The following is a 24,311-nucleotide window of genomic DNA, read 5'->3' as shown; positions in this document are numbered from 1 at the left end:
TTTCAGGTGCGGGCCCGCGCCCGCACCTGGAGTGGTCAGCTCGGTTCGCCCGAGCGCAGCCGGGTCAGCCAGGCGGCGCTGTCCGCGAAGTCCGCGTTGGTGAGACCCGGCTGGGACGGCGCCGGCTCCGCGGCCGCGGCTTTCGACCAGCGGTGGCGGGGATAGGACCCCAGGAAACGCACCTCGGCGCAGATCCGCCGGAGCCCCTGCAGGGCCTCGCCCAGCCGCGGCTCGGCGACGTGGCCACCGCAGTCGAGGAAAAAGACGTAGACCCCGAGCTGCTCACCGGTCGGCCGCGACTCGATGCGGGACAGGTTGATGCCGCGGACCGCCAGCTCGGTCAGCACCGACAGCAGGGCGCCGACACGATCGTGGTCGATCATCACCGCGAGCGAGGTGATGTCGTCGCCGGTCGGCGGTGCGGGCGCGGCCGGGCGGGAGAGCAGCGCAAAACGGGTCACCGCGTCCGCGTGGTCCGCGATCTTGTCGGCCAGCACGGTCAGGTTGTTGCGGGGCACGCCGATCGGCGCGCAGATCGCGGCGTCGTGCTCCCCCGAGGCCGCACTGATCGCCGCCGCGGCGTTGGACAGGACGTCGACCACCACCGCGTCGGGCAGGTTGGCCAGGAGCCAGTTGCGGCACTGCGCCGACGCCTGGGGATGCGCCGCCACCGACCGGATTCCGGCCAGCGGTACCAGCGCCGGGGCGGCCAGCACGAACTCCACCGGCAGGACCACCTCGCGGGTGATCACCAAGGGGCTGCCGGTGCCGAGCTCGTCCAGGGTGACCGGGACGGCGCCACCCACGGAATTCTCCAGCGGCACCAGCGCGGCGTCGGCTTCACCGGTGCGTACGGCCTCGAGCGCCTCGGGCACACTGCGGGCCGGCGTCCGGATGCCGTGCTCGGCAGCGGAAATCGTCCGCAGTGCCTGCTCGGTGAAGGTGCCTTCGGGGCCGAGGTAGACAAAACGGGTGGGCGGGGTTCCCGGCATGCCACCCACCCTAGAGCCCGCTCCCCGTCACGCCCCGCAGGCCCGTACGCGGATCCCCGGCGGCGACTCGTTCTGCACCTTGACGCTGCACACGTCCGTACCGGCCTCGACGACTTTGATCGTCGCGGGTGGGCCGTTAGTCACGACGAGCAGCGCTTCGTCGTCGTCATCGGCCCCCGCGATCTGAACGATCGAGAACTGCCAGGTGCCGGAGCAGTAGGGCCCCTCGACGACCTTCAGCTCCTCCTGGGGCACACCGGGGCGCCCCTTGACCACGGTGAGCACCTGCTGCGCGGTCGGGCCGTTCTTGCACCTGGGTGCCGGCGACGGCCCGGCCGGCCGGGTGGTGGTCGGTGTGACCGGCGGCGTCGTGGTCGTGAGGGGGTAGGTCGGCACAACCGCGGTCGGGTAGGTCGGGACGCCCACGGTCGGCAGGCCCGTGGCGGGCACACCGCCGGTGGGAAGGCCGGCGGTCGGCAGACCCGGCACCAGGCCCGACGGGGGAAGCGCCGAGGCCGAGCCGCTCCCGGGCGCCTCGGGTGGTGCCGTGAGGGCCGGTTGCGGCGGCTTACCGCAGGCGGCGAGCAGGGCCACGCCGGTCAGGACGACCGCCAGCGCGGACATCCTGGTCGAGGAGCGGGGGACGAAGCGAAGCACGCGAACATGGTATGGCGTTCACGACTCGAGGCAACCTGTCCTCAGGCGGCGACGCGGTGCCCGGCTGCGGTGAGGGTGTTGACGGCTTCGCTGAGGCGCACGGCCGGGATCAGGAGATAGTCGGTGTCGTAGGTCGAGAACGCCACGATGTTGACCCGGGCGTCGGCCAGCGGGACGACCAGGGACGCCAGGACGCCGGTCAGCGCCAGGTCCAGCGGGCCGACCACCCGCAGGCAACGCCAGGACGCCTCGACGGTCGCATCCTCCGGCACACGGTCGGCCGGGCAGATGATCGAGAGCTCGTCGGGCGCCCACGTCACCGAGATGACGCTCTTGTCGTCCGGACCGCTGCTCAGGGAAGTGGGCAGGGCGGAACCGGCCGGCAGCCGGCACACCGCGTACTCCTCTGGTAGCAGATCTAGATCGAGCATGAGGGGAACACTACGGTCCGGACCCCCACGATCCCAATGGGTAGCGGGTGCGTTGATCGCCACACGAACGGGTGACTAGTACCGGATCGCCGAGAAGAACGTCAGTGACGCGGCCACCCGGCCGGCCTCGGACAGGGGCGTGGCGATCGCGTCCACCGTCAGGTGGCTCTCCTCGCCTGTCGGCTGGACCCGCATCAGACCCCGGGCCAGGCGTTCACTGGTCAGCGCGAGCAGGGGCGGGATCTTCTCGATCTCCTGCTCGGTGAGATCACCACCGCCGGCGGTGAAGTCGATCAGGCGCAGTGCGCCCTCGCCACCCAGCAGTGGCTGTCCGACAGCCTCGAGGCCCTTGCCCAGGCCGAGCAGATCGCTCGCCGAGGGCGACACGGCCACGATCCTGAAGGCCGTATCGATGACCAGGCAGGGCTCCACGGCCTGCCACACCGTCGCCGCCCAGCGGTCGACGCTCGAGACGAACTCGGACTCGTCCGGCGTACGCGCCTGCGGCACAAACGCTCCCGAGAGTGAGAGCTCGACGTGCGCCACCCGCACCTCCCTCATCATCCGTGCCGTCGACCCGACCTGACCTGACTCCGGCCGGACCTGCCCGGGGTCCGAAGCTTAGCCTCGGTGCCTCGAGTGTCCGGCCGGCGTCGCTCACGTCAAGTCGCGACGGCAAGCGGTGCTCTGGAAGGAACGTTACCGGCGGGTCGGCCGCTTGTCAGCGGCCGTTTGGCCGCCGGCGTACCACCGGTAGTCGCCGGCGGGCCGATAGGGCGCGTTTGCCCAGGTAGCGGGCCGTTGTGCCACTGCTGACAGTTTGCTGGCGGTCGCGGGTGAAATCCGCGCACCACCGGCGATCAGCAGTCGGTCGAGCTCCTTGTGGGTGGCCACGAGACAGTCCTTCGGCAGGCCGTGCACGCTGATCACGCCGGAGCCGACAAAGGCCAGCACGGGGGTGACCGGCACGCCCAGACCGACGGCAGAGCTCATGGCCTTGCCGGCGCGCTTGGCGTCGCGGCGGGCCTCGGCGACGTACGCCGGGCGCTTCCCGTTGATCTGCACGACGTCTCCGGCGATGAGCACGCGGGCCCGGCCGTGGTCGGCGACCGTGACGGCGTAGACGCCACCCGGGCCGATGGCGAGGAACCCGGCGCGGTCGTCGCTGGGGTCGTGTTCGTAGCCCTGCGAGTCGGTGCGGGGCCAGTCGACGATGTGCCAGGCGGGTCCGAGACGGTCGAGGCGGGTCAGCGCACGGGCGCCTGCTGCCTCGAGCCTCCGCGCGTCACGCTCGGCGCGACGACGACGGGCCCACTCGACGGGATTTTGACGAGGCTCGAGCGCCGCGGGCGGTGCGGTGCGTCGAGTGTCGATGGCGGGGGGATAGTTGCGGGACGGAACGGGCAGGGCGGGACGTGCGGGGAAGACAGTCACTGCGACCTCCGGCAAAAGGTCCATCGGGCTCTCTTTCCACTACGGTAAGTGTTGGACCCGGTACTCAGGCAAGTCATCGGACCGGAAAGAAAGCGGAATGAGTGGGGATGAATGCCGCATTCACGCACAAGTTCTTTTTCCGTATGGTGCATCACGCGACCTAGGGCTCCCCAGAAATCCGAAACGTCCCCGCCAAGTTAGCCTCACCTACCTTGCTCGCGCAGCAGTGTCTCAAAACTGTGTGCACAAGGTCACGGCCCGTGCGGCCGACGGGCGATCACCCTAGGCTCGTCCCGTGGCCCACTACGTCGACAGCGAAGTGAGCCGGCTAGCCACGGTCATGTTGCACCGGCCTGGCGCCGAGCTTGCAAGGCTGACCCCGCGCAACAACGACTCCCTCCTGTTCGACGGCATCCCCTGGGTGGGTCGCGCCCAGGAGGAGCACGACCGCTTCGCGGCAGCCCTGCGCGACCGCGGTGTCGAGGTTCTCTACCTGGGTGAACTCCTCGAGGAGACGCTCGCCGTCCCGGAGGCGCGAGCCACGCTGACCGACAGCGTCCTGGTCGACGTGCGGCTCGGCGAGACCCTGCGGGACCGCGTCGCAGCCCACCTGACCGACCTCGGCCCGCGCGAGCTGGCCCACGTCCTCATGGCCGGGCTGGCCCACGAAGAGGTCAAACCGGGTCCGGGCCGTCCGGGCGGCCTGGTCTACCAGCTCATGGACCCGCACGACTTCGTCATCGACCCGCTGCCCAACCTGCTCTTCACCCGCGACTCGTCGGTCTGGGTGCGCAACCACGTGGCCGTGACCAGCCTGGCGATGCCGGCCCGCAACCGCGAGACCACGCTGACCCGGGCCATCTACACCCACCACCCGCGCTTCGCGGGCACGCCGCTGCTCTACGAGCCCGGTCTCGAGCACGTCGAGGGCGGCGACGTCCTGCTGCTCGCCCCGAACGTCCTGGCGATCGGCGTCGGCGAACGCACCACCCCGGCCGGTGCCGAGCGCCTGGCCCGCCGCGTCTTCGCCGCCGGCCTGGCCCACACGATCCTGGCCGTGCCGATCGCGCAGGAACGCGCGACGATGCACCTCGACACGGTCTGCACCATGGTGGACGTCGACGCGGTGGTCATGTACCCCAACATCGCGGACACCCTGCGGGCCTACCCGGTGACCGCCGGCTTCGACGGCGAACCCGTGGTGGCCCCCTCCCGGCCGTTCCTGGACGCCGCGGCGGAGGCGATGGGCATCGACCGGCTCCGGATCATCGACACCGGCCTCGACCCGGTCACCGCCGAACGCGAGCAGTGGGACGACGGCAACAACACCCTGGCGATCGCTCCCCGGCTCTGCGTGGCCTACGAACGCAACGTCGAGACCAACGCCCAGCTCGAACGCGCCGGCATCGAGGTCATCGCGATCAGCGGCTCGGAACTCGGCTCCGGCCGCGGCGGCCCGAGATGCATGAGCTGCCCGATCGAACGCGCACCCCTCTAGAAGACCATCATGTCGTGCCTGGTTGCCTGGCCCTGATCGTCGCTCCCGCCGAGACCGGGCGCGGGCGGCCAATCGCCTGGCGGCTCATGAACGGCCACCCGCACCCTGCCAGGTGCGTGAGCGGTCACCCTTCACTTCAAAGGCCGACCGAGCACATGGGACACGATCAGCTCCGGGACGTCGTTGTCGTCCGGGGTGGCTTTGTCGGGGAAGTCGAAGACGGCGAGCATCAGCTGGACCGGATAGTTCGGTGACTGGCCGATTCGCTTGACCCGCTCACCGTCCACGGTGAACACCAGGGAGCCGGGAGCCCAGTCCACGGCGTACGTGTGGAAGTCGCTGACGTCGAGGTCCAGCGGCTGCGCGGACCAGTCCTCCGTGAGGCCCGGGTCGCGGAACTTGTGCAGTCCGATGCCGACGTCGGTGGAGTCCGGCCGGACCGCGTCGCCGAAGACCTCCATCACGCAGATCTCACCGGAGTGCTGCGGCTTGTCCTCGATCCCCGACAGCCAGAACGCCACCATCGACCGCGGGCTGATCACCCCACGGGCGCGGACCTCGACGTGGCCGTAGAGCGGTGTGTAGCCCCAGAATTCGGGCTCCTCGCTCGTGACCAGCAACCCGTCCTTGAACGGCTGGCCACCCACAGGGCTGCCCACCGGACCCGAGAAACTCGCGCTCTGGACGCCCGACACCCGCAGCGGCCCGTCGTGCCGGTCCTCGCACCACAGCCCCTGCTCCGGCGGGATGCTCAGCCGCAGCTCGCCCCCGGAGACCTCGTACGTCGCCGCCGACGACGCGCGCGAACTCCAATGCGGAAGGTAGTGAGGCACCCACACATCAAGGTCGAGCGCGTCGCCGCCGAAAAGGTCCTCCATTACCGCAACGTGAGCTGGCGTCCTACGAGGCCCTGCTTGGCGCGGCGGGCTGCGGCGTCGAGCGGGCCGGTCTCGGCCAGGATGTCGGTGTAACGCTTGGCGAAGTCGGCCAGCGGCGCCTCGAAGTCGACCGCTTCCGGCTCACCCGGGATGTCCCAGACCGGCACGAGCAGGCCGTGGGCGCGGAACATGCCGGCGAACTTCGTGTTTTCACCTAGCAGCAGGTCGCCGCTCGCCGAGAGGCGGGCCAGGGCGTCCAGCGCCGGGTCCTCCTCCTGCGGCAGCACCCAGCGGACGTGCGACTTGTCCGGCGCCACACGGCACCAGTACGCCGCCGGGATGCCGAGGCGTGCCGTCGGGTAGATCGACGCGTTGGCGCGCTCGAGGGACGCCTTCACGTTGGCGTCCTCGGCCTGCTCGGCGTCGAGCCAGTATTCGAAGCCGTCGTGCATCGAGATGTCCAGCGGGGCGTCCACGAGGATGTCCTGGAGGCGCGGCCCCTCACCGGGGAGCGCGGGGACGGCCACGGTGTCACCCGGGTCCGTCTTGAGCGCGCAGAGGATGGCCACGGCGATGTCGCGGGAGACGTCGCCCGACTGGACGTGCCGCTGCAGCCCGACGAAGATCCGGCCGTCCTGGCGGGTCATCGCGGGCCACGCCATGGGAAGAACGGTCGAGAGCGTGACGGGGCGGTCCCCGTACTCCTCGATGATCTCGGGCTTGAGGGTCAGCGGCGCGGAGGCGGCCGGGACCAGCTCGCGCAGCGCGATCCACTCGGGTTCGTCGGCCAGGCCCTCGAACGGCCGGGCGACGAAGATGTCACGCACCTTCTGGCGCTTGGGGGCCGCGTTCGCGGCGGACCGGGAGTTTCGACGCTTGCTCACGGCGAACCAGCCTAGGCGGTCCCCGGTCGATCCGGGCACTCCGGTCCGTCCGTGTCGATTCCGATCATCGGGGTCAGGCCCGGGGGAGCCGGACCTCCGCGACCGTTCCGCCGCCTTCGCGGGGGCGCAGCGACACCCACCCGTGCTGCCGTTCGACGATGCGTCGCACCAGGTAGAGGCCGAGTCCGGCACCGGGGTTCCGGCCGCGGTCGGTCGAGTCGCCCTGCCAGTACCGTTCGAAGGCGCGTTCGACGTGCTCGGGTTTGACACCGATGCCGCGGTCGGCGACCCGGAACGTCACGGTGGCCTCGTCGGCGGCCGCGGTCACCTCGACCGGGGTCTCCGGCGCCGAATACTTGTCGGCGTTGGTGGCCAGCTCGGTGACGATCGTGGCCAGCGAGTCGCGGTCGCCGAACGCCTTGGGCAGCTCACCCGGCAGCTGGTCGAGCACGAGCCGGCGGCGCAGGTCGGCGGGCAGCTCACCGGCCGCGGCCCGCAGACCGTCGACCAGGTCGAACGGTCCGGGTGGCGAGCCACCGACCTCACCGTCGTCGCTGGTCGCGGAGAGCAGGCGGTCCACCAGCCGGGCGAGCTCGCCGGCCCGGGCGCCGATCACGCGTACGGCCTCACGACGCCCGTCCTCACCGAGGGACTCCCAGTGGTTGGTCAGGGTGTCCGCGTAACCCTTGATCACCGTGACGGGGGTGCGGAGCTCGTGGCTGGTCACCGCGACGAAGAGGTCACGGTCCTCGTGCCGGCGGTCCTGATCGGTCGAGTCCCGGAACGTCACGACGCGCATCGCCGGGGTGTGCGGCAGGTCCCCCGAGGTGACCTTGAGCCAGCGGCCCGACGGAAGGCGGTGCACCAGCACCTGGCCCGGGGGCGGCACGGGGAACTGCAGCGCCCGGTGCAGCACCTCGGCGGCGCTGCTCCCGGTCAGTTGCTCGGCGGCGGGGTTCCACAGCTGGACGATGCCTTCACGGTCGACGATCGCCAGCCCGTCGGAGAGTGCAGCCACGACCGGACCGTCACCGTGCACGGGCAGACCCGCCTGGTCGCCGTACATGTGGCCGACGTTGGCGGCGAGGAGCTCGAGCACCGCGTGGTGCTCGGCGGTCGGCTCGCCGGCGTCCTCGCCGTAGTAGACGTGCAGGGAGCCGACGATCAGGCCGCCGATCTCGCACCGCGCGCCGAGCATCCGGTGCAGGTCGCCGCCCTCGATCTGGCTGGCGAACTCGTCGTTGAGCGAGTCGAGGGAGATGACCAGGGTGCGGTTGCCCTCGGTGAGGCGGGTGTCCTCGCGGTCGACGCGGCGGCCCACGGCCCGCTCGCAGACCCCGCTGCCGGCGATGATGCGGCCGTGCCCGGGGCTGTATTCGGCGAAGCCGGCACCCTTGCCGCCGAGGACGTCCTGCGCGAGCTGGACGAGCTGATTGAGGACGGCCAGACCCGCCTCGCCGGCGTTGATCCGGTCGAGCAGCGCGATCTGTCCTCGCGTCAGCGCGGCGTAGTCGGGTCGATCCGGCATGTCTGCGAGTCTGCCTCGCTTACGGCCGTTTGGGCAGGGCGGTTGGTGTGGATCTTGCCCCCAACCGGGCCAGGAGTGGTCGGAGTCACACAGGGGGTACCTTCTCGAGGTGCTCGAGCACCAGACGCGGACGGTCGGTGATGATGCCGTCGACGCCGTGTTTCAGCACGAGGTCGACGTCCTCCTCCGCGTTGACGGTCCAGCAGTAGGCGCCGAGACCGGCTGAGCGCAGGTTGCCGATCAGGTTGGGGCGGGCGCGGACCAGGCCGATCCCCGGACCGGCGATCCGCGCCCCGAACGGCAGCCGCCCGCGACCCACGCCCGGGGGCAGGATCTCCAGGAGGTAGACCGTGGGCAGGGCGGGTGCGAGCGTACGGATCCGGCGCAGGGCCAGCGCCGCGAAGGACATCACCGTCACGGTGACCGGATCACCCGCCACCGGCTCCGCGAGGCCGTACCGGCGCAGCATCTCGACGAGCCGGCGCTCGACGTCCGCGCCGTACCGGGAGGGGTGTTTGGTCTCGATGAGCAACCGGACCGGGCGGCCGCGCTCCCGCAGGGCTTCCAGGAGGCGGTCGAGGGTCAGCAGGCGGGTGTGCTCGACCTGGAGGTCCTCGGTGGCGGCGGCAGGATGCCACGACGCGAAGTCGAGCGCCTCGAGCTGGGCGAGCGTCTTGGCGCTGACCAGCCCGGTGCCGTTGCTCGTGCGGTTGAGCCGCCGGTCGTGCACGCAGACGAGATGCCCGTCCCGCGTGAGCCGCACGTCGCACTCCACGCCGTCGGCACCCTCGTCGAGCGCCCGCAGGTACGCGGCGAGGGTGTGCTCGGGCAGGGCGTCGGCCCCGCCACGATGGGCGAAGACCAGGGGTCTCACAGGACGCGGGGCGGCTGACCGTTCTCGCTGACAACATCGCGACCGTCGCCGGCCCACGCCTGCATGCCGCCGTCGAGGTTGCGCACGTTGTCCCAGCCGTTACCCATCAAGTAGGAGACGACCTGGCCGGAGCGCCCGCCCGAGCGGCACACCACGACCACTTCGCTGTCGTTCGGGATCTCGGCGATACGCGCCGGGACCTCCATCATCGGCATGTGGTGGGCGCCGGGGGCGTGCCCCGCCGTCCACTCGTCGGGCTCCCGCACATCGAGCAGGTAGGCCGAAGCCTCGACCTGCGACGGCGTCACGCTGGGTACCTGAGGTCCGAACACGGAACCAGCGTAGAGCTACTTCTCCTTGGCCACGACGTCCGGGTTGCTCAGGATGAAGTCGGCGAGCTTGTCCTGCTTGACGGCCTTGTACATCTCGCGGCTCTTCTCCGTGATCTGCTCCCGGCCGCTGCCGTTGCCGGCGAAGGTGCCGTTGTTGCTCCGGAGCAGCACGAGGTCGTTCGCGGCGACACCCTTGAGCGTGAAGATGAAGTCGGCGACCGGCACGCCACCGGTGTCGAGCACAAACGCCTTGCCGGCCGACTTGATCAGCCCGTTGATCTTCACCGGGTTGGTCAGGACACCACTCGTGCTGGCCTTCTTGGCCATCGCCTTGATCAGCTGCTGCTGGTGGCGCTGACGGTCGTAGTCGCCGTTGGTCAGGCCGTACCGCTGACGGGCGTAGTCGAGGGCCTCCCAGCCCTCCATCTGCCGGCAGCCCTTCTCGTGGTAGATCGGGGTCTGCGACTTGCCGGTCTTGCGGGCCTCGGCCAGGTACATCGGCTTGCCGCCGACCGTGACCATGTGGTGCGACTTGACCCGCTGGTCGACGCACATCTTGACGCCGTCGAGGCTGTCGATGACGCCCTTGAAGCCGTTGAAGTCGATGATCGCCGCGCCGTCGAAGCTGATGCCCGTCGCGTTCTTCAGCGTCTGCGCCATGAGCTGCGCGCCGCCGGCCCATCCGCCACCGTTCTGGGCGCCGTGGAAGAACGCCTCGGTGGCCTTGGCGGTGCCGCCCGCCCACTTGCTCTTCGCGAACGGCGGCACCTCGACCTCGGTGTCGCGCGGGACCGAGACGAGGTACGCCTGGTCGTGGCTAGCCGGGATGTGCAGGATGATGATCGTGTCGGCGTGCAGGTCGTCGACGGCCCAGCGCTTGCGGGCGTCGACGCCCATCAGCAGCAGGTCGATCGGGCCCTTGAGGCTGTTGCCGCCCTCGGCCGCCGTCTTCTTGGTGTTGCCCAGCAGGTCGTCCTGGGTCACCGCGCTGGTCGCGCTGTTGACCAGATATTTCGTGCCGACGATCCCGGCGCCGCTGCCCATCATCAGGAGCGCGCCCAGGACCACGGTCAGCTTCGCCCAGAGCGGGTCGCGCTTCTTCTTGACCTTCGGAGGGGTCGCTGTGACGGCGCGCTTGGGGGCCGTGACGGCGTCCCGATCCATCGACGAAGCACGCCGGGGGGTCTGGACGGTCATGCGGTCTCCAAGCGTCTCGGGGGCTGAGCGGACATCACTGTACGTTCACTTTCGATCTCTTGCTACGCCTTGTCTGTTTCAGGTCAATGACACGCTGTGTTAACCAACGGCGCGGGCCGACGATTACCGTCGACCCGCGCCGTTTGCCCGATTTCTGAAGATCAGCCGCCGGCCTGGCTCGACGGCGCCGTCTTGTTCTGCGCCATCCACTCATCCATCTTGTCGGCAGCAACCGCCTTGTACATAGCAAGAGCGTTCTCCCGATCGGAGACCACGACGCTCTGCCCGGCGATGGTGTCGCTGCCCAGGTTGGGGCTGGTGAGGAAGGTGAGGTTCTCGCCGCGCAGGCTGCGGAACTGCACCGCCATGTCGGTCAGCGAGAAGTCGTTGTCGGCGGTGATGGCGTTTGTCGTCGCCTTGAGGAAGCTGTTGAGCTTGGCCGGGTTGCTCAGCGTGCCGGAGCTGGCCGCCTTGTCCATGAGCGCCTTCAGGAACTCCTGCTGGTGCTGCATGCGGGCGAAGTCACCCCGGGCGAACTGCTTGCGCTGGCGGATCCAGTCGAGCGCCTGGGCACCGTTCATGTGCATGGTGCCCTTCTTGAACTTGCGGAACGGCTTGTGGATCGAGGTGATGTTCTGCTCGACCTTGAGGTCCACACCGCCGAGCGCGTCGGTGACCTCCTTGAAGCCACCGAAGTCGATCGCCAGCACGTGGTCCAGGTGCACGTCGGTCATGCACTCGACCGTCCGGACCGCGCGGGGCAGGCCACCGAAGGCGAACGCCGCATTGATCTTGGCGCGGCTGCCGCTGCTGCAGTCGGCGGAGTTGCCCGACGGGATCTGCACCCACAGGTCACGCGGGATCGAGATCAGCTGGGCGGACTTGTGGTCGGCCGGGATGTGCATGACGATCAGCGTGTCCGCGCGCCACTGGTTGGTGTCTTCCTTGGTGGCGTCCGGGTCCCGCGAGTCGCTGCCGACCAGCAGGATGTTGAGCGCGCCGTCCACCGTCTTGGCCGGGCGGCCGTTGGTGATGTCGGAGAACGCATCGGTGCGCTTGAGGTCGTCGTTGAGACCGTTGGCGTACCCGTAGAGGGAGATGCCGGCGATCACGCCGCCCAGAGCGAGCACCGCCGCGACCACCAGGGCGATACGGCCCCACTTCGGCTTGCGCTTGCCCTTGTAGGGGCGGCCACCGGGGCGGGTGCCACTGGGTCCCCGAGGCGGGCCGGCCGGTCCGCCGCCGGAGCCCCGCGGGGGCCAGTCGTCGCGGCCGGCGGGACGGTCGTTGTAACCGCCGGGCACGCCCGCGCGCCCCGACGAGGGCCGGCCGCCGCCGACGCGGCCCGGACCGGGCACGGAGGCCCGGCTCATGGAGCCCGGCAGGCTCATCGAACCCGGCACCGAAGCCCGGCCGGCAGAGCTACCCCAAGGGGACGTGGTCGCTGACATGCATTCAGATTACGTACCTCATGCATGGCAAAGCTCGTGTCGGCACCGGGACGGCACGAAGGTAGGAGGCAATTACTGTTCGTAAAACGTTCACTACCGTGGCGAATTGCTCACGCTTTGAAGAACTCGATCGTCCGCTTCAGGCCCTCCTCGGGGCCGACCTGCGGCTCGTAGCCCAGGAGCTTGCGGGCGAGCGTGAGGTCCGGGCGGCGCTTCTCGGGGTCGTCGGCCGTCCGCGGCACCAGGTCGATCGTCGAGTCGCTGTCGCAGAGGCGCACGATCAGCTCGGCCAGCTCAACCATGGTCAGCTCGTGCTCGGTGCCGCAGTTGATCGGGCCGGTCTCGTCCGAGTCGAGCAGCAGCAGGATCCCGCGGACCAGGTCGTCGACGTAGGTGATCGACCGCGTCTGCTCACCGGTGCCGTGCACGGTGATCGGAGCACCGCTCAGCGCCTGACTGATGAACGTGGGGATGGCCCGGCCGTCGTCGGGGCGCATCCGGGGCCCGTACGTGTTGAAGATCCGCACGATGCCGGTCGAGAGCCCGTGGAAACGGTGGTACGCCATCGTTGCGGCCTCGGAGAACCGCTTGGACTCGTCGTAGACCGACCGGATGCCGATCGGGTTGACGTTGCCCCAGTAGCTCTCCGGCTGCGGGTGGACCATCGGGTCGCCGTACGCCTCCGAGGTCGACGCCATCAGGAAGCGGGCCGCGTCCGCGACCGCCCGGTCGAGCAGGGCCATCGTGCCCTGCGAGCCGACCTTGAGGATCTCGATCGGCAGCTTCGCGAAGTCGGTGGGGCTGGCCGGCGACGCCATGTGCAGGATCGCGTCGAACCGCTCGGCCAGGGCCGGGTGCGCGGGCAGGCCCTCGGTGACGTCAGCCTCGATCAGCGTGAAGAGGGGCTCGTCGGCGAGGTGGGCGACGTTCTCCCGGGCACCGGTGATGAAGTTGTCGATGGCGACGACGCTGCAACCGCGTGTGATCAAGGCATCGACGACGTGGGACGGCACAAAACCGGCGCCACCGCTGATGAGAATCCGATGACCGGCGCCGTACCGCTGCTGCACTGACATGGGGGCAACTCTAAGGGAGAGGGGCCGACGCGCAATTTGCCCGTCGGCCCCTCCACGTTCAGTAACCGTTCTCAGTGCGCTCCGTAGCCCGTCATCGCGCGGACCTCGAGCTCGGCGAACTTGTCCTCGTCGGACTCCTTCGAGATCACCGTGCCGATCCAGCCGCACAGGAAGCCGATCGGGATCGAGATGATGCCCGGGTTGGAGAGCGGGAAGAAGTGCCAGTCGCTGTCCGGGAACATCGCGGTGGGCGAGCCGGAGACGACCGGCGAGAAGAACACCAGCAGGACAGCGGAGATCAGACCGCCGTAGATCGCCCACAGTGCGCCGGAAGTGTTGAACTTCTTCCAGAACAGGCTGTAGAGGATCGCGGGCAGATTGCCCGAGGCGGCCACCGCGAACGCGAGCGCCACGAGGAACGCCACGTTCAGGCTCTGCGCGAAGATCGACAGGACGATCGCGATCGCGCCGATGACAAACGCCGAGATCCGGGCGACCCGGACCTCGTCGCGTTCCGAGGCCTGGCCACGCTTCATGACGCTGGCGTAGAAGTCGTGCGCCACGCTCGACGACGACGCCAGGGTCAGGCCGGCCACCACGGCGAGGATCGTGGCGAACGCGACCGCTGCGATGATCGCCAGCAGCACCGCGCCCCCCGTCTCACCGCCCAGGTAGTCGATGCCGAGCGCCTGCGCCAGCTGCGGGGCGGCCGTGTTGCCCGCCTTGTCCTGCGCCGTGATCGCCGCACCGCCCACCAGAGCCGCCGCGCCGAAGCCCAGGGCCAGGGTGAACAGGTAGAAGGTGCCGATGATGCCGATCGCCCAGAGCACACTCTTGCGAGCGATCTTGCTGGTCGGCACCGTGTAGAAGCGGGTCAGGATGTGCGGCAGACCGGCCGTGCCGAGCACCAGGGCGATGCCGAGCGAGAGCAGGTCCATCTTGCTGTAGAACGTCTTCGCCGCGTCGCCCGCGGTCTCGACGCCGTACCGCAGACCTGGTTCGAGGAACGCCGTCCCCTTGCCGGACTGCTGGGCGGCGTCACCGAGCAGGGACGACAGGTTGAACTTGTAGTGCGCCAGCACCAGCAGCGTCATGACCAGGGCGCCCGTCATCAGCAGGAACGCCTTGACGATCTGCACGTACGTGGTGCCCTTCATGCCACCGACGACCACGTAGACGATCATCAGCGCGCCGACCAGGATGATGGTCGCGATCTTCGCCGTGTCGGCGTCCATGCCCAGGAACGTGGTGCCGGGCTTGATGCCGAGCAGCAGGCTGACCAGTGCGCCCGCGCCGACCATCTGCGCGATCAGGTAGAAGATCGACACGACGATGGTGGAGACGGACGCCGCCGTACGCACCGGGCGCTGCCGCATCCGGAACGCGAGCACGTCGGCCATCGTGTAGCGGCCGGAGTTGCGGAGGAACTCGGCCACCAGCAGCAACGCGACGAGCCACGCTACCAGGAAGCCGATCGAGTAGAGGAAGCCGTCGTAGCCGTACAGGGCGATGAGGCCGGCGATGCCGAGGAACGACGCCGCCGACATGTAGTCACCGCCGATCGCCATACCGTTCTGGAAACCGGAGAACGACCGGCCACCGGCGTAGAAGTCGGTCGCCGTCTTGGTCTGCCGGCTGGCCCAGATCGTGATCGCCAGGGTGATCGCGACGAAGACCAGGAACAGCGTGATGGTCAGGGTGCGGCTGGTCGAGGTGCTGGCCTCGGCCGCCAGAAGCGAATGCGGTTCCATTACTTCGCCTCCTCCGGCTCGGGCTTGTCCTCGGTCGGGGTGGCGTCCGCAGTCGCCGTGGTGGTCGTCGTGGTCGCTGAGGTCCGCGCCGCGGCGCCGGCCGTCAGTTCCTCACGGATCTTGTCGGCGATCGGGTCGACCTGCCGCGCCGCGAAGCGCGAGTAGAACCAGGCGATCAGGAACGTCGTGACGAACTGCAGGAGTCCGAACAGCAGCGCGACGTTGATGTTCCCGACGAGCTTCACGGACATGAAGCCCCGGGCGTACGCGGAGAGCAGGACGTAGAGCGCGTACCAGAGGAAGAACGCGACGGTCATGGGGAAGACAAAATTGCGCAGGGTACGACGCAGTCGGGTGAACTCTTCCGACTGCTGGACCTCGAGGTACTTCTCGGTCGGGGTCGTTTCGGTTGTCAACGTGGCTCACCACCTTCGTGGGGGCGGGTCATTTCCCGCACCGTACGAAGCAGTGGTGGTCGTCACTGGTCGCCGGTCGGCGGGTGCGCCGAGCGGCACCCCTGTTGCGCTTACCGGTCGAGGTTCCGGTACTTGCCCCGAAAATGCAGCAAGGGGGCACCGGGAGATTCGTCGACGTTGATCGACTGGATCGTGGCCTCGACGAGCAGGGCCCACCCGTACGGCCGCTCGCCGTCCAGCCGGCACCCCGCCCACGTGCCGGCACCGGCGGGTACGGGCCCGAACTCCGTCTCGATCCAGTCGCCGAGGGCGAAGAGTCCGCCGGGTGCCGGCATCAGGCCCGCGAACCGGTCGGCAAGCTGCTGATCCCCGGTTCCGAGCGGGGTGACGGCGAAGCGACGGGCGACCGACACGGCGTCCCAGAAGTCGCTCTCCTCGTCGACCAGCCCAAGCACCCGCCCCGGCTCGCCGTCGGCGACGAGCATCGAGGAGACGGTGAGCCCGGACGGCCCGGGTGCGGTCCAGAGCGTGACCGGCGCGGCGAGCCGGCCGCGCAGCCGCCGCACCGCGGACTTGTCCCGGTCCGGAGTGGCGAAGGGATCGCTGGCATGGATGCGGGCACCGGGCTCGGCTGGATTCACGTGAAACATTCTGCCTGGGCCGCGGTAAGCTTCGTCCCGTGATCGAAGCGCGACTGCAGGGCTGGTGGCCGTCCTAGAGACGGCTCCTTTCCCCGCGCGCGGGCCGTCCTCCCGGACGGCCCTTTTTTGTTTCCCGGGTCGTCCGTCGACCTTGAAGGAGACAGAGATGACCACCCGGACGCTCACCCTCGAAGACCGCATCAGCGCGCGGCCCGGCGACTTCCGCGTGCTGACCGGCGACCGGCCCACCGGGCCGCTCCACCTCGGCCACTACTTCGGGACCCTGCGCAACCGGGTACGCCTGCAGCAGAGCGGCGTCGACCTGTTTGTGATCGTCGCCGACTATCAGGTCCTGACCGACCGCGACGTCGCCGAACGGCTGCGCGAGACCGTCGACGGACTGATCCTGGACTACCTCGCGGCCGGGCTCGATCCGGAGCGGGCGACGATCTTCACGCACAGTGCCGTGCCCGCGCTCAACCAGCTCGTGCTGCCGTTCCTGAGCCTGGTCAGCGTGCCCGAGCTGCAGCGCAACCCCACGGTGAAGGACGAGATCGTGCACTCGCGGCAGAGCTCGGTCAGTGGGCTGATGTTCACCTACCCCGTGCATCAGGCCGCCGACATCCTCTTCTGCAAGGGGAACCTGGTGCCCGTCGGGCAGGACCAGTTGCCGCACGTCGAGGTCACGCGGACCGTCGCCCGGCGCTTCAACGAGCGGTACGGGCCGGTCTTCCCCGTGCCGGAGGCGCTGCTCGGCGCCGCGCCGCTGCTGCTCGGCACCGACGGCGGCAAGATGAGCAAGAGCCGCGGCAACGCCATCGCGCTGTCCGCGACGGCCGACGAGACCGCTCGCCTGATCAAGGGCGCGACAACGGACGCCGACCGGCACATCACGTACGACCCGGTGGGGCGGCCCGGGGTGTCGGGGCTGGTGCAGCTGGCGGCGCTGTGTCTGGACCGGGATCCGCACGAGGTTGCCGCCGAGATCGGTGACGCGGGTGCCGCAGCGCTCAAACGTACGGTCACCGAGGCCGTGAACGGCTTCCTGGCGCCGTTGCGGGAGCGCCGGGCGGCGTACGAGAAGGACCCTGGCCTGGTCCGGGAGGTGTTGCGGGCGGGGAACGTGCGGGCCAACGCCATCGCCGACCAGACCCTGCAGGAGGTGCGGGAGGCGATGGGCACCTGTTACTGACGGGCGCTGACCGTCGCCAGGAGTTCGGGCATCCGCCTGTCCAGCATCGAGCCGGCCAGGCGGAGACCCAGCAGGACCGCGCCGCCGCCGTAGAGCAGTCCCAGCGGGAGCCCGGCCCAGAGCCAGAAGCCGTCGGCCAGGAACGCGACGAGCTGCAGTGGCACGGTGATGATCACGGCGCCGAAGAGGGCGCCGAAGGTCAGGAGGCCCTTGGCCATGCCGCCACCGGACGAGAGCGCAAACGGGTTGGCAGTGTCCGGCAGCGCGTAGGCGACCCGGACCGAGATCGGTAGCACGATCGCCAGTCCGACCCCGTAGGCCGCGAGGAGCATGCCGATCAGCGACGGCACGGCGGCCGGTTCGCTGACCACGATCCCCACGACGGCGGCGATGATCAGAAAGGCCGGGAGCACGTACACGGAGAAGCCGGTGGCCCGCGCGGCCAGCTCGACGCGGCCGGGGACACCGGCCACGACGTTGGCGGCGTAGGCACTGCCCTCAAAACCGAACTGGTTGGCCAGGCTCACCGCGGCGAGCGCGCCGACGAACACCAGGATGGTGGTCGGCGGACCGGCGGATTCGCTGCTCACGGCGATGAAGACCGGCAGGAAGACGCCGACCACGCCGAAGGTGATCAGGCTGGCCCGCCGTCGTGTCTCCCGCCACCAGTACCGCACCTCGCGGGCGGTCAGGGCACCGAACCGGGTGCGCGGCAGCCAGCGCGGCACGAGCTGGGCGACCGGCTCGCGTGCCGACGCCTTGCGCTCGCGGGGTCCGGACCGGCCGACCGAGCCGAGCATCGCCCGCTCGAGCGTCGTCGACCACCACCACAGCAACAGCAGGATCGTGGCCAGGACCAGCACCAGCTTGATCGGCACGGCCCAGATCCGGCCGGCCACCACGTCCGGACCCATGCTGTACGCCGCACCGAACGGCGTCCACGCGACCACGTCGGCGACCCGCCCGACGCTGCCCCAGTCGGCGTTCTGGGCACCGGCGAGGGCAGCCAGCTGGAGCGGCCCGAGCAGCGCCGCCACCACGGCAAGCAGCATGGTGGCCAGGTCGCGGGCCCGCCGCGACCGCAGTGCGGTGGCAAAGGCGCTGGTCAGCGAGCGGCTGATCGCCGCGCAGAGCAGCAACCCGCAGACGACACCGACCAGCTGGACCACCGCGGCGAAGGGACCGCCGAGCCGGGCCGCCGTGTGGACCATGCCGAGTGTGCCGAGCAGCGTGGCGACCGCCGGGATGCCGGCCAGGGACGCGACGAACAGACCGCCGATCAGCGCGCGCCGGCTGAGCGGCAGCAGCGCGAAGCGGGCCGGGTCGAGCGACTCGTCGACACCGAAGAAGACCAGCGGGAGGAACAGCCAGCCGAGAGTCAGAGCGGCACCGGCCAAGGGCAGGGCGACCTCGGCGGCCCGCTCCTCGCCCAGCAGGCCGGGCAGGGCCAGAAAGACGTAGCCACTGAAGGCGGCGCAGGTCGCGAGCACCGCACCCAGGACAAACAGCGCCACACGCCAGGTCTGACCGCGCAGACCGTTCGCGGTGATGCGGAGCTTCAGCCTGACGAAGTGCCGGACGCCTACAGCCACGCGAGTTCCGAACCGGTGGCGGTGCGGCCGCCGACAACCTCGACGAAGACGTCCTCGAGCGAACGCTCGCCGCGCACCTCGGACAGCGAACCGCGCAGCTTGATCGTGCCCTCGGACAGGATCGCGACGTGGGTGCACAGCCGCTCGACCACAGCCATGACGTGGCTGGAGAAGACCACCGTGCCGCCACCGGAGACGTACCGCTGGAGAATGTCGCGGATCAGGGCGGCCGACACCGGGTCGACGGCCTCGAACGGCTCGTCCAGCACCAGCAGCCGGGGCGCGTGCAACATCGCGCAGGCCAGCCCGATCTTCTTTTTCATGCCGGCGGAGTAGTCGACGACCAGGGTGCGGTTGTCGGCGCCGAGAGCCAGCACGTCCAGCAACTCGGTGGCGCGCTGATCGACGACCTCAGGATCCATTCCGCGCAACAGACCGTGGTACGCCAGCAGCTCGGTGCCGGTCAGCCGGTCGAAGAGGCGGACGCCGTCGGGCAGCACGCCGATGCGGGACTTCGCGGCGACCGGGTCGGCCCAGACGTCGTACCCGAGGACCCGCGCCTGACCCGCGTCGGGCCGCAGCAGGCCGACGGCCATGGACAGGGTCGTGGTCTTGCCGGCGCCGTTCGGACCGAGCAGTCCGAAGAACGAGCCGACAGGAACGTCGAGATCGATGCCGGCAACTGCCACTTTTGTGGCGAATTGCTTGACGAGACCACGCAGCGCGAGCGCCGGTTCCGGGCCTGAGCGCTGCTGGGGAACCGTCATGGGAAGAACTTAACGCTAAGTAAGCGGCCCGGGCCACCCCTGAAGGGCGGTCCGGGCCGCTCGTCACACCAGGAACGGGTGGACCCCCGTTCACCCCACCCGTTCGATCACGGCGCGCCGGATGAGGAACTTGCCCGCCTCGCGGACCTCCTCGAAGGCCGCGTTGTTGAGCAGCACGCAGCTGCCGGAGGGCGTCGCCACCTTCACGGTGATGCTCTTGTTGTTGTCGAGGTTCGTCACCTTGAGGGTCGTCCCGATCGGGAACGTGCCGCTCGACGCGGCGGGCACGCCGGCCTCGCCGGACAGGGTCACGGTCGAGCCCTTGCAGACGACCTCACCGGCACCGCCGGCGGGCGGAGCCGCGGGCGCCTTCGTCGGCGGCTTCGTGGGCGGCCTGGCGGGCGCCTTGGTCGGCGCTTTGGTCGGCGCGGCTGCCGGGGGCTTGGCCTGCACGTTTCCGGTGCAACCGGCCGTCGCGCGGCGCTGGTTGATCAGATCCACCACGGCCTGGCGGTTCGCGATCCGCGCGTCGGAGAGTGCGTCCGGGTTCGCCTTCTGGTCGGCGATGAAGCTCAGGTTGTTCTGCAAAGCGGTGTCGAGGCCGGCGCAGTTCTCGCCCGCGCTGCTCATGCCCGTGCTGACGGCGAACGCACCCGCCGCCAGAGCCGCCGCGGCACCGCCGATCAGCAGCTTCCGAGCCCGGCCAGTGAGCCTGCTTCTCCGGTACATGCACCGCTCCTTCGCGTTCGTCGAGCTGCCCCGTTGCAGCACCGATGTCTACGGAACGGGGGTCACGAAGGGTTCAGATAACTTTCCTAAAAGTTTAGAGACGTAGTGACTCCGGAGCGTGAAGACGCAGCATCGTCGCCCCGATGTCCGTGGGCACACGCCGCTTGGTCAGCAACGATCCGACGACCATGACCAGGAAAGCGAGCGGTACGGTCCAGGCCGCCGGCTGCCCGATGAGCTGGGCGGGCCAGCCCGTCAACGGCGGGCCCAGCACCGTCAGTAACACCGCACCCATCGCGGCGCCGCCGCCGGCCAGCACCCCGGCGATCGCCCCGACGTCGGTCAGGCCCCGCCACCAGATGCCGAGCACGAGCAGCGGGCAGAAACTCGAGGCGGCGACGGCAAACGCGAGCCCGACAACACGCGACACGTCCATGTTCGCCACGTAGAACGACAGAGCCATCGGGACGATCGCCGCGAGCACCGTCGCGACCCGGAAATCCCGGACCGACCCGCCACGATCGGCGTGCAGGATGTCGGTGAAAACCACCCCGGCGACGCTGGTGAGCAGACCCGACGACGTCGAAAGGAACGCTGCAAGCGCACCCGCGGTCACCAGCGCACCCAGGAACTGCCCGAGATGTCCGCTGCCCAGTGCCGCCTCGGGCAGGAGCAGCACCACCGCGTCGGTGTCACCCGTCATCAGGAGCTGCGGTGTGTAGATGCGGCCGAGGACGCCGTACAGGGTCGGAAGGAGATAAAAGAGACCGACCAGCGCGAGCACCACGAGGGTGGTGCGCCGGGCGGAAGCGCCGTCGGGGTTCGTGTAGAAGCGCACGAGCACGTGCGGTAACCCCATCGTCCCCAGGAACGTCGCCAGAATCAGCGAATAGGTGGCGAAGAGCGTCGCGTCGCCGCCGGGCATGAGCCACTCGACACCCCGGCGATCGTCCACCTTGTCCACATCGGGCACCGGCGTGCCCGCGGCGAACGTCCGCTCCTCACCGGCCGCCACCCGGCTCTCCGAACCATCCGGCAACGTGAGGGTCGCGGCCTCCTCGAAACGCACGGTGGTCGTCGCCGAAAAAGCCGGCCCGGCCGGTGGTGTCACCGCCGGGCGCCCGTCCGCCTGCCACTGCAGGATCAGGAAAATCACCGGTACGGCCAGAGCGGTGAGCTTCAGCCAATATTGGAACGCCTGCACGAAGGTGATCGCGCGCATCCCGCCGAGAGCCACGTTGGCGGTGACGACCAGCCCGACCAGCAACGCGCCCCACTCGTAACGGCCGCCGGTGACCGTGGTGAACGTCAGCCCGGCACCCTGCAACTGCGGGACGAGATAGAGGCAGCCGATGAAGACCACAAAAATGGTGGCGAGGCGGCGCAACAGGGGCGACCGCAGCCGGACCTGACAGAAGTCCGGCAGCGTGAAGGCACCCGACCGGCGCAGCGGCGCGGCGACGAAGAGCAGCAGAGCCAGGTAGCCGGCGGCAAAACCCACGGGATACCAGAGGACGTCGACGCCGTACCGCAGGATCAGACCGGCCACACCGAGGAACGACGCCGCCGACAGGTATTCACCACTGATCGCAGCGGCGTTCCAGGTCGGGCTGACCGACCGCGACGCCACCAGAAAATCCGAGGTCGTACGGGCAAAGCGCAGGCCGTACGCGCCGATCGCCACGGTGACCGCCACGACCAGGATCAGGCCGGGAACAACGTACGGATTCACGCTTCCGGCCTGGTGATCACCGCGGTGAAGTCCTGCTCGTTGCGTTCCGCCCAGCGGACGTACGCCCAGCCGACGCCGACCAGGAACGGGAACGACAGCAGCCCCAGCAGGACCCACGGCAGATTCATCCCGGCGACCTTGATCCGCCCCACGCCCGGAGCCACGGCGAAGAGCAGCGGCAGGGCTCCGAGACCGGCCACGACCACCAGCGACAGTCTCAGCGCCAGGGCGAGTTGGGCCCTGACCAGGCCCTTGACCAGGGCTTCGCCGATCGGGGTCTGTTCCGCCAGATCCGCTTCGGGTGGGCGGCGGGCGGCTGCTTCGCCCAGGACCACTCTTGTCCTCGGGGGCTTCGCTTCGCCATCCATGTCCGGGAGTCTGGCTTTCCTCGGGCTGTTGTCAAGCTTTCGGCTGGTTGCAGGGTGGGGCTGGGGGGCGGGGATGACCCACTCCAGGCGGTCAGGCTTGATCCTTCCGTGGGTCATCCCCGCCCCCCCAGCCCGTTGTGGTCCTGGTTGCCTTATCCGTAGCTGCCTTATCTGTAGAGGTCGAGGCAGGGTCTTGTCGGGTACGGGGGGTTGGCTTTCAGGGCTTCTCTGGCCTGGTGGCGGCCGAGGTTCCAGGCTCGCCAGTCGTCGGTGTTGTCGGCGAGGTCGCGGGCGATCGGGATGAGGGTGCAGGTGCGGTCGTCGCCCTTGAGGCGGGTCAGGGCTGGGACGGCGTCCGGTGAGAGGTCGGAGAGGTAGGACCTGTCGATGCGGCCCGTTTGCTCGAAGCGGGTGATGTTGCGGTCGGCGATCAGGTGGTCGGGGTTGGCCACGGCCAGGCTGAGCAGGGACAGGACGCCGAGGGCCACCACTGCTCGGGGGAGCCAGGCGGCTTTGAGGCGGATGCCGGCGATCAGGATCAGGACGAAGGTCAGGCCGAGCCAGAGCTCGCAGACGGCCACGAGGACGCGGAGGCGGGTCAGGCCGTAGGTGTCCGCGTAGAGGTCCATGCGGTGGATCGCCGAGGCGACGATGACCAGCGTCAGGGCGGCCAGGAGGCCCAGGATGCCGCGGATGAGCAGCCGGTCCGTGCTTGTCCCGCGGGGAGCCCAGCGGGCGGCGCCGGCCAGGACCACCAGGGTGAGGCCGGTGACGACGAGGAGTTGCCAGAAGCCGCTGCGGGCGTACTCGGCGTAGGTCAGGCCGTCGGTGTCGAGGACGTGTTTCGAGTCGCCGAAGAGGACCGTCAGCTGGACTGCCACGAACATCGCGAAGAGCAGCACGAGCAGGGTCAGGGGGACGGCCCACTCGAGGCGGGCGACCCGGCGCTTTCCCGGGCTGTCCAGGCCGTCGAGGTTGGGCGGCGCTGCTCGCAGGAAGGCGGCACCGCCCAGGATGAAGGTTGTCAGCAGGAAGACGAAGATCCAGCGGACGATGGTGATCGCGCTGATGTCGGGGACCGCGGCTTCGATCAGGTCGGCGAAGGCCGCGTCCGCGGAGGCGAACAGTGAGCCGAACACCAGGAGCAGGACGAGCGACACCGCGACCGTGGCGGTGATCCGCAGGCCGCTGCCGCCGGCGCGGCCCGCTGTCGCCAGGCCGCGGCGGATCCAGTTCAGGGCACGGAAGCCGGCCAGCGGCGTCATGATCGTGGCCACGCTCATCGACCGCAGAGAGCGCCCGCCGGCGACGGCCAGTGCGCCGGTCAGGATCGCGGTCAGCAGGCAGAGCACAAACAGCCAGCCCGCGGATCGGAACGTGCCGACGCCCAGCAGTGCGACGGTCGCCGCCGACCAGCCGAAACGGGCCCTGGTGAGGGTGTTCCTCGTGCGGGTCACCAGCGGTTTCGGTGCTGTCGGCGAGATGCGGTGCGGTGCCATGCGAGCGGCGGTCAGAGCGGCCACACCGGCGATTGCTGTGATCAGCCAGCCGATGCCTGCGCGGTCGAGGGGGATGCTCAGGGCGGCCATCACTCCGGCGATCAGCAGTGCGGAGATGGCTGCGGGCGCCGGCGGGAGCGCCGGTCCGGGCCAGCGGTGGCCGAAGATCGACGGGTTGGCCCACGGGCCGTGCAGCGGCGCCACCGGCATGCCCGGGCCGGTCTGGGCCGGCTGCGGCCGAGTCGCCAGCGCGGTGGCCCCTTGCGGCACGCCGGCACCGCTCCTCGGTGGCGTGGCTCCCCCTGGTGGCGGCGGGCTCGGTTGTTGCGCGGGGTGGGTCGATGAGTCTGTCGAAGCCGGATGATTAGGCTCGTTTTGAGAGTTTTTGGCAG

Annotated in this window: 23 protein-coding genes and 1 pseudogene; 2 read left to right on the top strand and 22 right to left on the bottom strand. The window is 69.6% G+C overall.

Going from position 1 to position 24,311, the window contains the following annotated elements; all coding sequences use genetic code 11:
- Positions 1-35 precede the first annotated feature (35 nt).
- The 5 genes from pheA to AFR_RS42770 form a co-directional block, all read right to left on the bottom strand.
- Positions 36-992, bottom strand: a complete 957-nt coding sequence (gene pheA, locus AFR_RS42790; RefSeq protein ID WP_023563098.1) for a prephenate dehydratase — start codon at positions 990-992, stop codon at positions 36-38.
- Positions 993-1,019: 27 nt separating this feature from the next.
- Complete coding sequence (locus tag AFR_RS42785; RefSeq protein WP_148308233.1) at positions 1,020-1,649, bottom strand: hypothetical protein; 630 nt, start codon at positions 1,647-1,649, stop codon at positions 1,020-1,022.
- A gap of 41 nt (positions 1,650-1,690) precedes the next feature.
- Positions 1,691-2,080: an ACT domain-containing protein gene (locus tag AFR_RS42780; RefSeq protein ID WP_041841597.1), complete on the bottom strand. Its 390-nt coding sequence runs from the start codon at positions 2,078-2,080 to the stop codon at positions 1,691-1,693.
- A gap of 75 nt (positions 2,081-2,155) precedes the next feature.
- Entirely contained in the window at positions 2,156-2,641 is a 486-nt protein-coding gene (locus tag AFR_RS42775) for a hypothetical protein (RefSeq protein WP_438829919.1), read from the bottom strand.
- Between the two features lie 138 nt (positions 2,642-2,779).
- The gene (locus AFR_RS42770) at positions 2,780-3,514 is read right to left on the bottom strand and encodes a hypothetical protein (protein WP_041843442.1); all 735 of its coding nucleotides are present in this window, start codon (positions 3,512-3,514) and stop codon (positions 2,780-2,782) included.
- Positions 3,515-3,809: 295 nt separating this feature from the next.
- On the opposite strand from AFR_RS42770, the gene AFR_RS42765 reads away from it, so the two are divergent.
- A complete protein-coding gene (locus tag AFR_RS42765) occupies positions 3,810-5,012 on the top strand; it encodes an arginine deiminase (RefSeq protein ID WP_041841596.1) in 1,203 nt (400 codons plus the stop codon).
- 131 nt (positions 5,013-5,143) lie between these two features.
- On the opposite strand, the gene AFR_RS42760 is transcribed toward AFR_RS42765, so the two are convergent.
- From AFR_RS42760 to AFR_RS42710, 11 genes and pseudogenes are all read right to left on the bottom strand, one after another.
- The gene (locus tag AFR_RS42760; protein WP_023563092.1) at positions 5,144-5,890 is read right to left on the bottom strand and encodes a glycoside hydrolase family 16 protein; all 747 of its coding nucleotides are present in this window, start codon (positions 5,888-5,890) and stop codon (positions 5,144-5,146) included.
- Positions 5,890-6,774, bottom strand: coding sequence for a DUF5926 family protein (locus tag AFR_RS42755; RefSeq protein WP_023563091.1), 885 nt, complete (start codon positions 6,772-6,774; stop codon positions 5,890-5,892). The genes AFR_RS42760 and AFR_RS42755 overlap by 1 nt, the downstream gene beginning before the upstream one ends.
- A 73-nt stretch (positions 6,775-6,847) precedes the next feature.
- Positions 6,848-8,302 (bottom strand): sensor histidine kinase, encoded by a 1,455-nt coding sequence (locus AFR_RS42750; protein ID WP_023563090.1) that lies wholly within the window; start codon positions 8,300-8,302, stop codon positions 6,848-6,850.
- Between the two features lie 85 nt (positions 8,303-8,387).
- A complete protein-coding gene (locus AFR_RS42745) occupies positions 8,388-9,176 on the bottom strand; it encodes a glycerophosphodiester phosphodiesterase (RefSeq protein WP_023563089.1) in 789 nt (262 codons plus the stop codon).
- Complete coding sequence (locus AFR_RS42740) at positions 9,173-9,508, bottom strand: rhodanese-like domain-containing protein (RefSeq protein ID WP_023563088.1); 336 nt, start codon at positions 9,506-9,508, stop codon at positions 9,173-9,175. The genes AFR_RS42745 and AFR_RS42740 overlap by 4 nt, the downstream gene beginning before the upstream one ends.
- A 15-nt stretch (positions 9,509-9,523) precedes the next feature.
- Positions 9,524-10,705: an LCP family protein gene (locus AFR_RS42735; protein ID WP_023563087.1), complete on the bottom strand. Its 1,182-nt coding sequence runs from the start codon at positions 10,703-10,705 to the stop codon at positions 9,524-9,526.
- A gap of 161 nt (positions 10,706-10,866) precedes the next feature.
- Positions 10,867-12,156 carry an LCP family protein gene (locus tag AFR_RS42730; protein ID WP_434062842.1) on the bottom strand — a complete coding sequence of 430 codons (1,290 nt, stop codon included), beginning with the start codon at positions 12,154-12,156 and terminating at the stop codon, positions 10,867-10,869.
- A gap of 110 nt (positions 12,157-12,266) precedes the next feature.
- Positions 12,267-13,232: an NAD-dependent epimerase/dehydratase family protein gene (locus tag AFR_RS42725; RefSeq protein WP_023563085.1), complete on the bottom strand. Its 966-nt coding sequence runs from the start codon at positions 13,230-13,232 to the stop codon at positions 12,267-12,269.
- A 71-nt stretch (positions 13,233-13,303) separates the two neighbouring features.
- Positions 13,304-14,983, bottom strand: coding sequence for a monocarboxylic acid transporter (locus AFR_RS42720; protein ID WP_023563084.1), 1,680 nt, complete (start codon positions 14,981-14,983; stop codon positions 13,304-13,306).
- A gap of 104 nt (positions 14,984-15,087) precedes the next feature.
- A pseudogene (locus tag AFR_RS42715) lies at positions 15,088-15,399 on the bottom strand (DUF485 domain-containing protein); the annotation flags it as partial.
- A gap of 110 nt (positions 15,400-15,509) precedes the next feature.
- On the bottom strand, positions 15,510-16,049 hold the full coding sequence (locus tag AFR_RS42710; RefSeq protein WP_041841595.1) for a flavin reductase family protein: 540 nt from the start codon (positions 16,047-16,049) through the stop codon (positions 15,510-15,512).
- A 157-nt stretch (positions 16,050-16,206) separates the two neighbouring features.
- On the opposite strand from AFR_RS42710, the gene trpS reads away from it, so the two are divergent.
- The gene (gene trpS / locus AFR_RS42705) at positions 16,207-17,232 is read left to right on the top strand and encodes a tryptophan--tRNA ligase (RefSeq protein WP_023563081.1); all 1,026 of its coding nucleotides are present in this window, start codon (positions 16,207-16,209) and stop codon (positions 17,230-17,232) included.
- Here trpS and AFR_RS42700 read toward each other — a convergent pair.
- The 6 genes from AFR_RS42700 to AFR_RS42675 all read right to left on the bottom strand — a co-directional run bounded on the left by AFR_RS42700 (position 17,226) and on the right by AFR_RS42675 (position 24,189).
- A complete protein-coding gene (locus tag AFR_RS42700; RefSeq protein WP_023563080.1) occupies positions 17,226-18,824 on the bottom strand; it encodes a hypothetical protein in 1,599 nt (532 codons plus the stop codon). The two genes, trpS and AFR_RS42700, sit on opposite strands and share 7 nt — an antisense overlap.
- Positions 18,815-19,591 (bottom strand): ABC transporter ATP-binding protein, encoded by a 777-nt coding sequence (locus AFR_RS42695; protein ID WP_023563079.1) that lies wholly within the window; start codon positions 19,589-19,591, stop codon positions 18,815-18,817. The genes AFR_RS42700 and AFR_RS42695 overlap by 10 nt, the downstream gene beginning before the upstream one ends.
- Positions 19,592-19,681: 90 nt before the next feature.
- Complete coding sequence (locus AFR_RS46990; protein ID WP_023563078.1) at positions 19,682-20,320, bottom strand: SCO2207 family protein; 639 nt, start codon at positions 20,318-20,320, stop codon at positions 19,682-19,684.
- 94 nt (positions 20,321-20,414) lie between these two features.
- Complete coding sequence (locus AFR_RS42685) at positions 20,415-22,052, bottom strand: sodium/solute symporter (protein WP_023563077.1); 1,638 nt, start codon at positions 22,050-22,052, stop codon at positions 20,415-20,417.
- Positions 22,049-22,420 (bottom strand): DUF485 domain-containing protein, encoded by a 372-nt coding sequence (locus AFR_RS42680; RefSeq protein WP_041841594.1) that lies wholly within the window; start codon positions 22,418-22,420, stop codon positions 22,049-22,051. Before AFR_RS42680 ends, AFR_RS42685 begins: the two co-directional genes overlap by 4 nt.
- 167 nt (positions 22,421-22,587) lie before the next feature.
- On the bottom strand, positions 22,588-24,189 hold the full coding sequence (locus AFR_RS42675; protein WP_023563075.1) for a DUF4153 domain-containing protein: 1,602 nt from the start codon (positions 24,187-24,189) through the stop codon (positions 22,588-22,590).
- Positions 24,190-24,311: the final 122 nt, after the last annotated feature.

The sequence above is a fragment of the Amorphoplanes friuliensis DSM 7358 genome, assembly GCF_000494755.1.
GTDB lineage: Bacteria > Actinomycetota > Actinomycetes > Mycobacteriales > Micromonosporaceae > Actinoplanes > Actinoplanes friuliensis.
Note: the sequence above shows the minus strand (reverse complement) of the source record. Positions and strands in the feature narration are given on the sequence as shown.

What these genes read in the sequence shown, in the direction of transcription:
- pheA (WP_023563098.1), bottom strand. Translation starts at nt 992, where the DNA reads ATGCCGGGAACCCCGCCCACCCGTTTTGTCTACCTCGGCCCCGAAGGC.
- AFR_RS42780 (WP_041841597.1), bottom strand. Translation starts at nt 2,080, where the DNA reads ATGCTCGATCTAGATCTGCTACCAGAGGAGTACGCGGTGTGCCGGCTG.
- AFR_RS42775 (WP_438829919.1), bottom strand. Translation starts at nt 2,641, where the DNA reads ATGAGGGAGGTGCGGGTGGCGCACGTCGAGCTCTCACTCTCGGGAGCG.
- AFR_RS42760 (WP_023563092.1), bottom strand. Translation starts at nt 5,890, where the DNA reads ATGGAGGACCTTTTCGGCGGCGACGCGCTCGACCTTGATGTGTGGGTG.
- AFR_RS42750 (WP_023563090.1), bottom strand. Translation starts at nt 8,302, where the DNA reads ATGCCGGATCGACCCGACTACGCCGCGCTGACGCGAGGACAGATCGCG.
- AFR_RS42735 (WP_023563087.1), bottom strand. Translation starts at nt 10,705, where the DNA reads ATGACCGTCCAGACCCCCCGGCGTGCTTCGTCGATGGATCGGGACGCC.
- AFR_RS42730 (WP_434062842.1), bottom strand. Translation starts at nt 12,156, where the DNA reads ATGTCAGCGACCACGTCCCCTTGGGGTAGCTCTGCCGGCCGGGCTTCG.
- AFR_RS42725 (WP_023563085.1), bottom strand. Translation starts at nt 13,232, where the DNA reads ATGTCAGTGCAGCAGCGGTACGGCGCCGGTCATCGGATTCTCATCAGC.
- AFR_RS42720 (WP_023563084.1), bottom strand. Translation starts at nt 14,983, where the DNA reads ATGGAACCGCATTCGCTTCTGGCGGCCGAGGCCAGCACCTCGACCAGC.
- AFR_RS42710 (WP_041841595.1), bottom strand. Translation starts at nt 16,049, where the DNA reads ATGTTTCACGTGAATCCAGCCGAGCCCGGTGCCCGCATCCATGCCAGC.
- trpS (WP_023563081.1), top strand. Translation starts at nt 16,207, where the DNA reads ATGACCACCCGGACGCTCACCCTCGAAGACCGCATCAGCGCGCGGCCC.
- AFR_RS42695 (WP_023563079.1), bottom strand. Translation starts at nt 19,591, where the DNA reads ATGACGGTTCCCCAGCAGCGCTCAGGCCCGGAACCGGCGCTCGCGCTG.
- AFR_RS46990 (WP_023563078.1), bottom strand. Translation starts at nt 20,320, where the DNA reads ATGTACCGGAGAAGCAGGCTCACTGGCCGGGCTCGGAAGCTGCTGATC.
- AFR_RS42680 (WP_041841594.1), bottom strand. Translation starts at nt 22,420, where the DNA reads ATGGATGGCGAAGCGAAGCCCCCGAGGACAAGAGTGGTCCTGGGCGAA.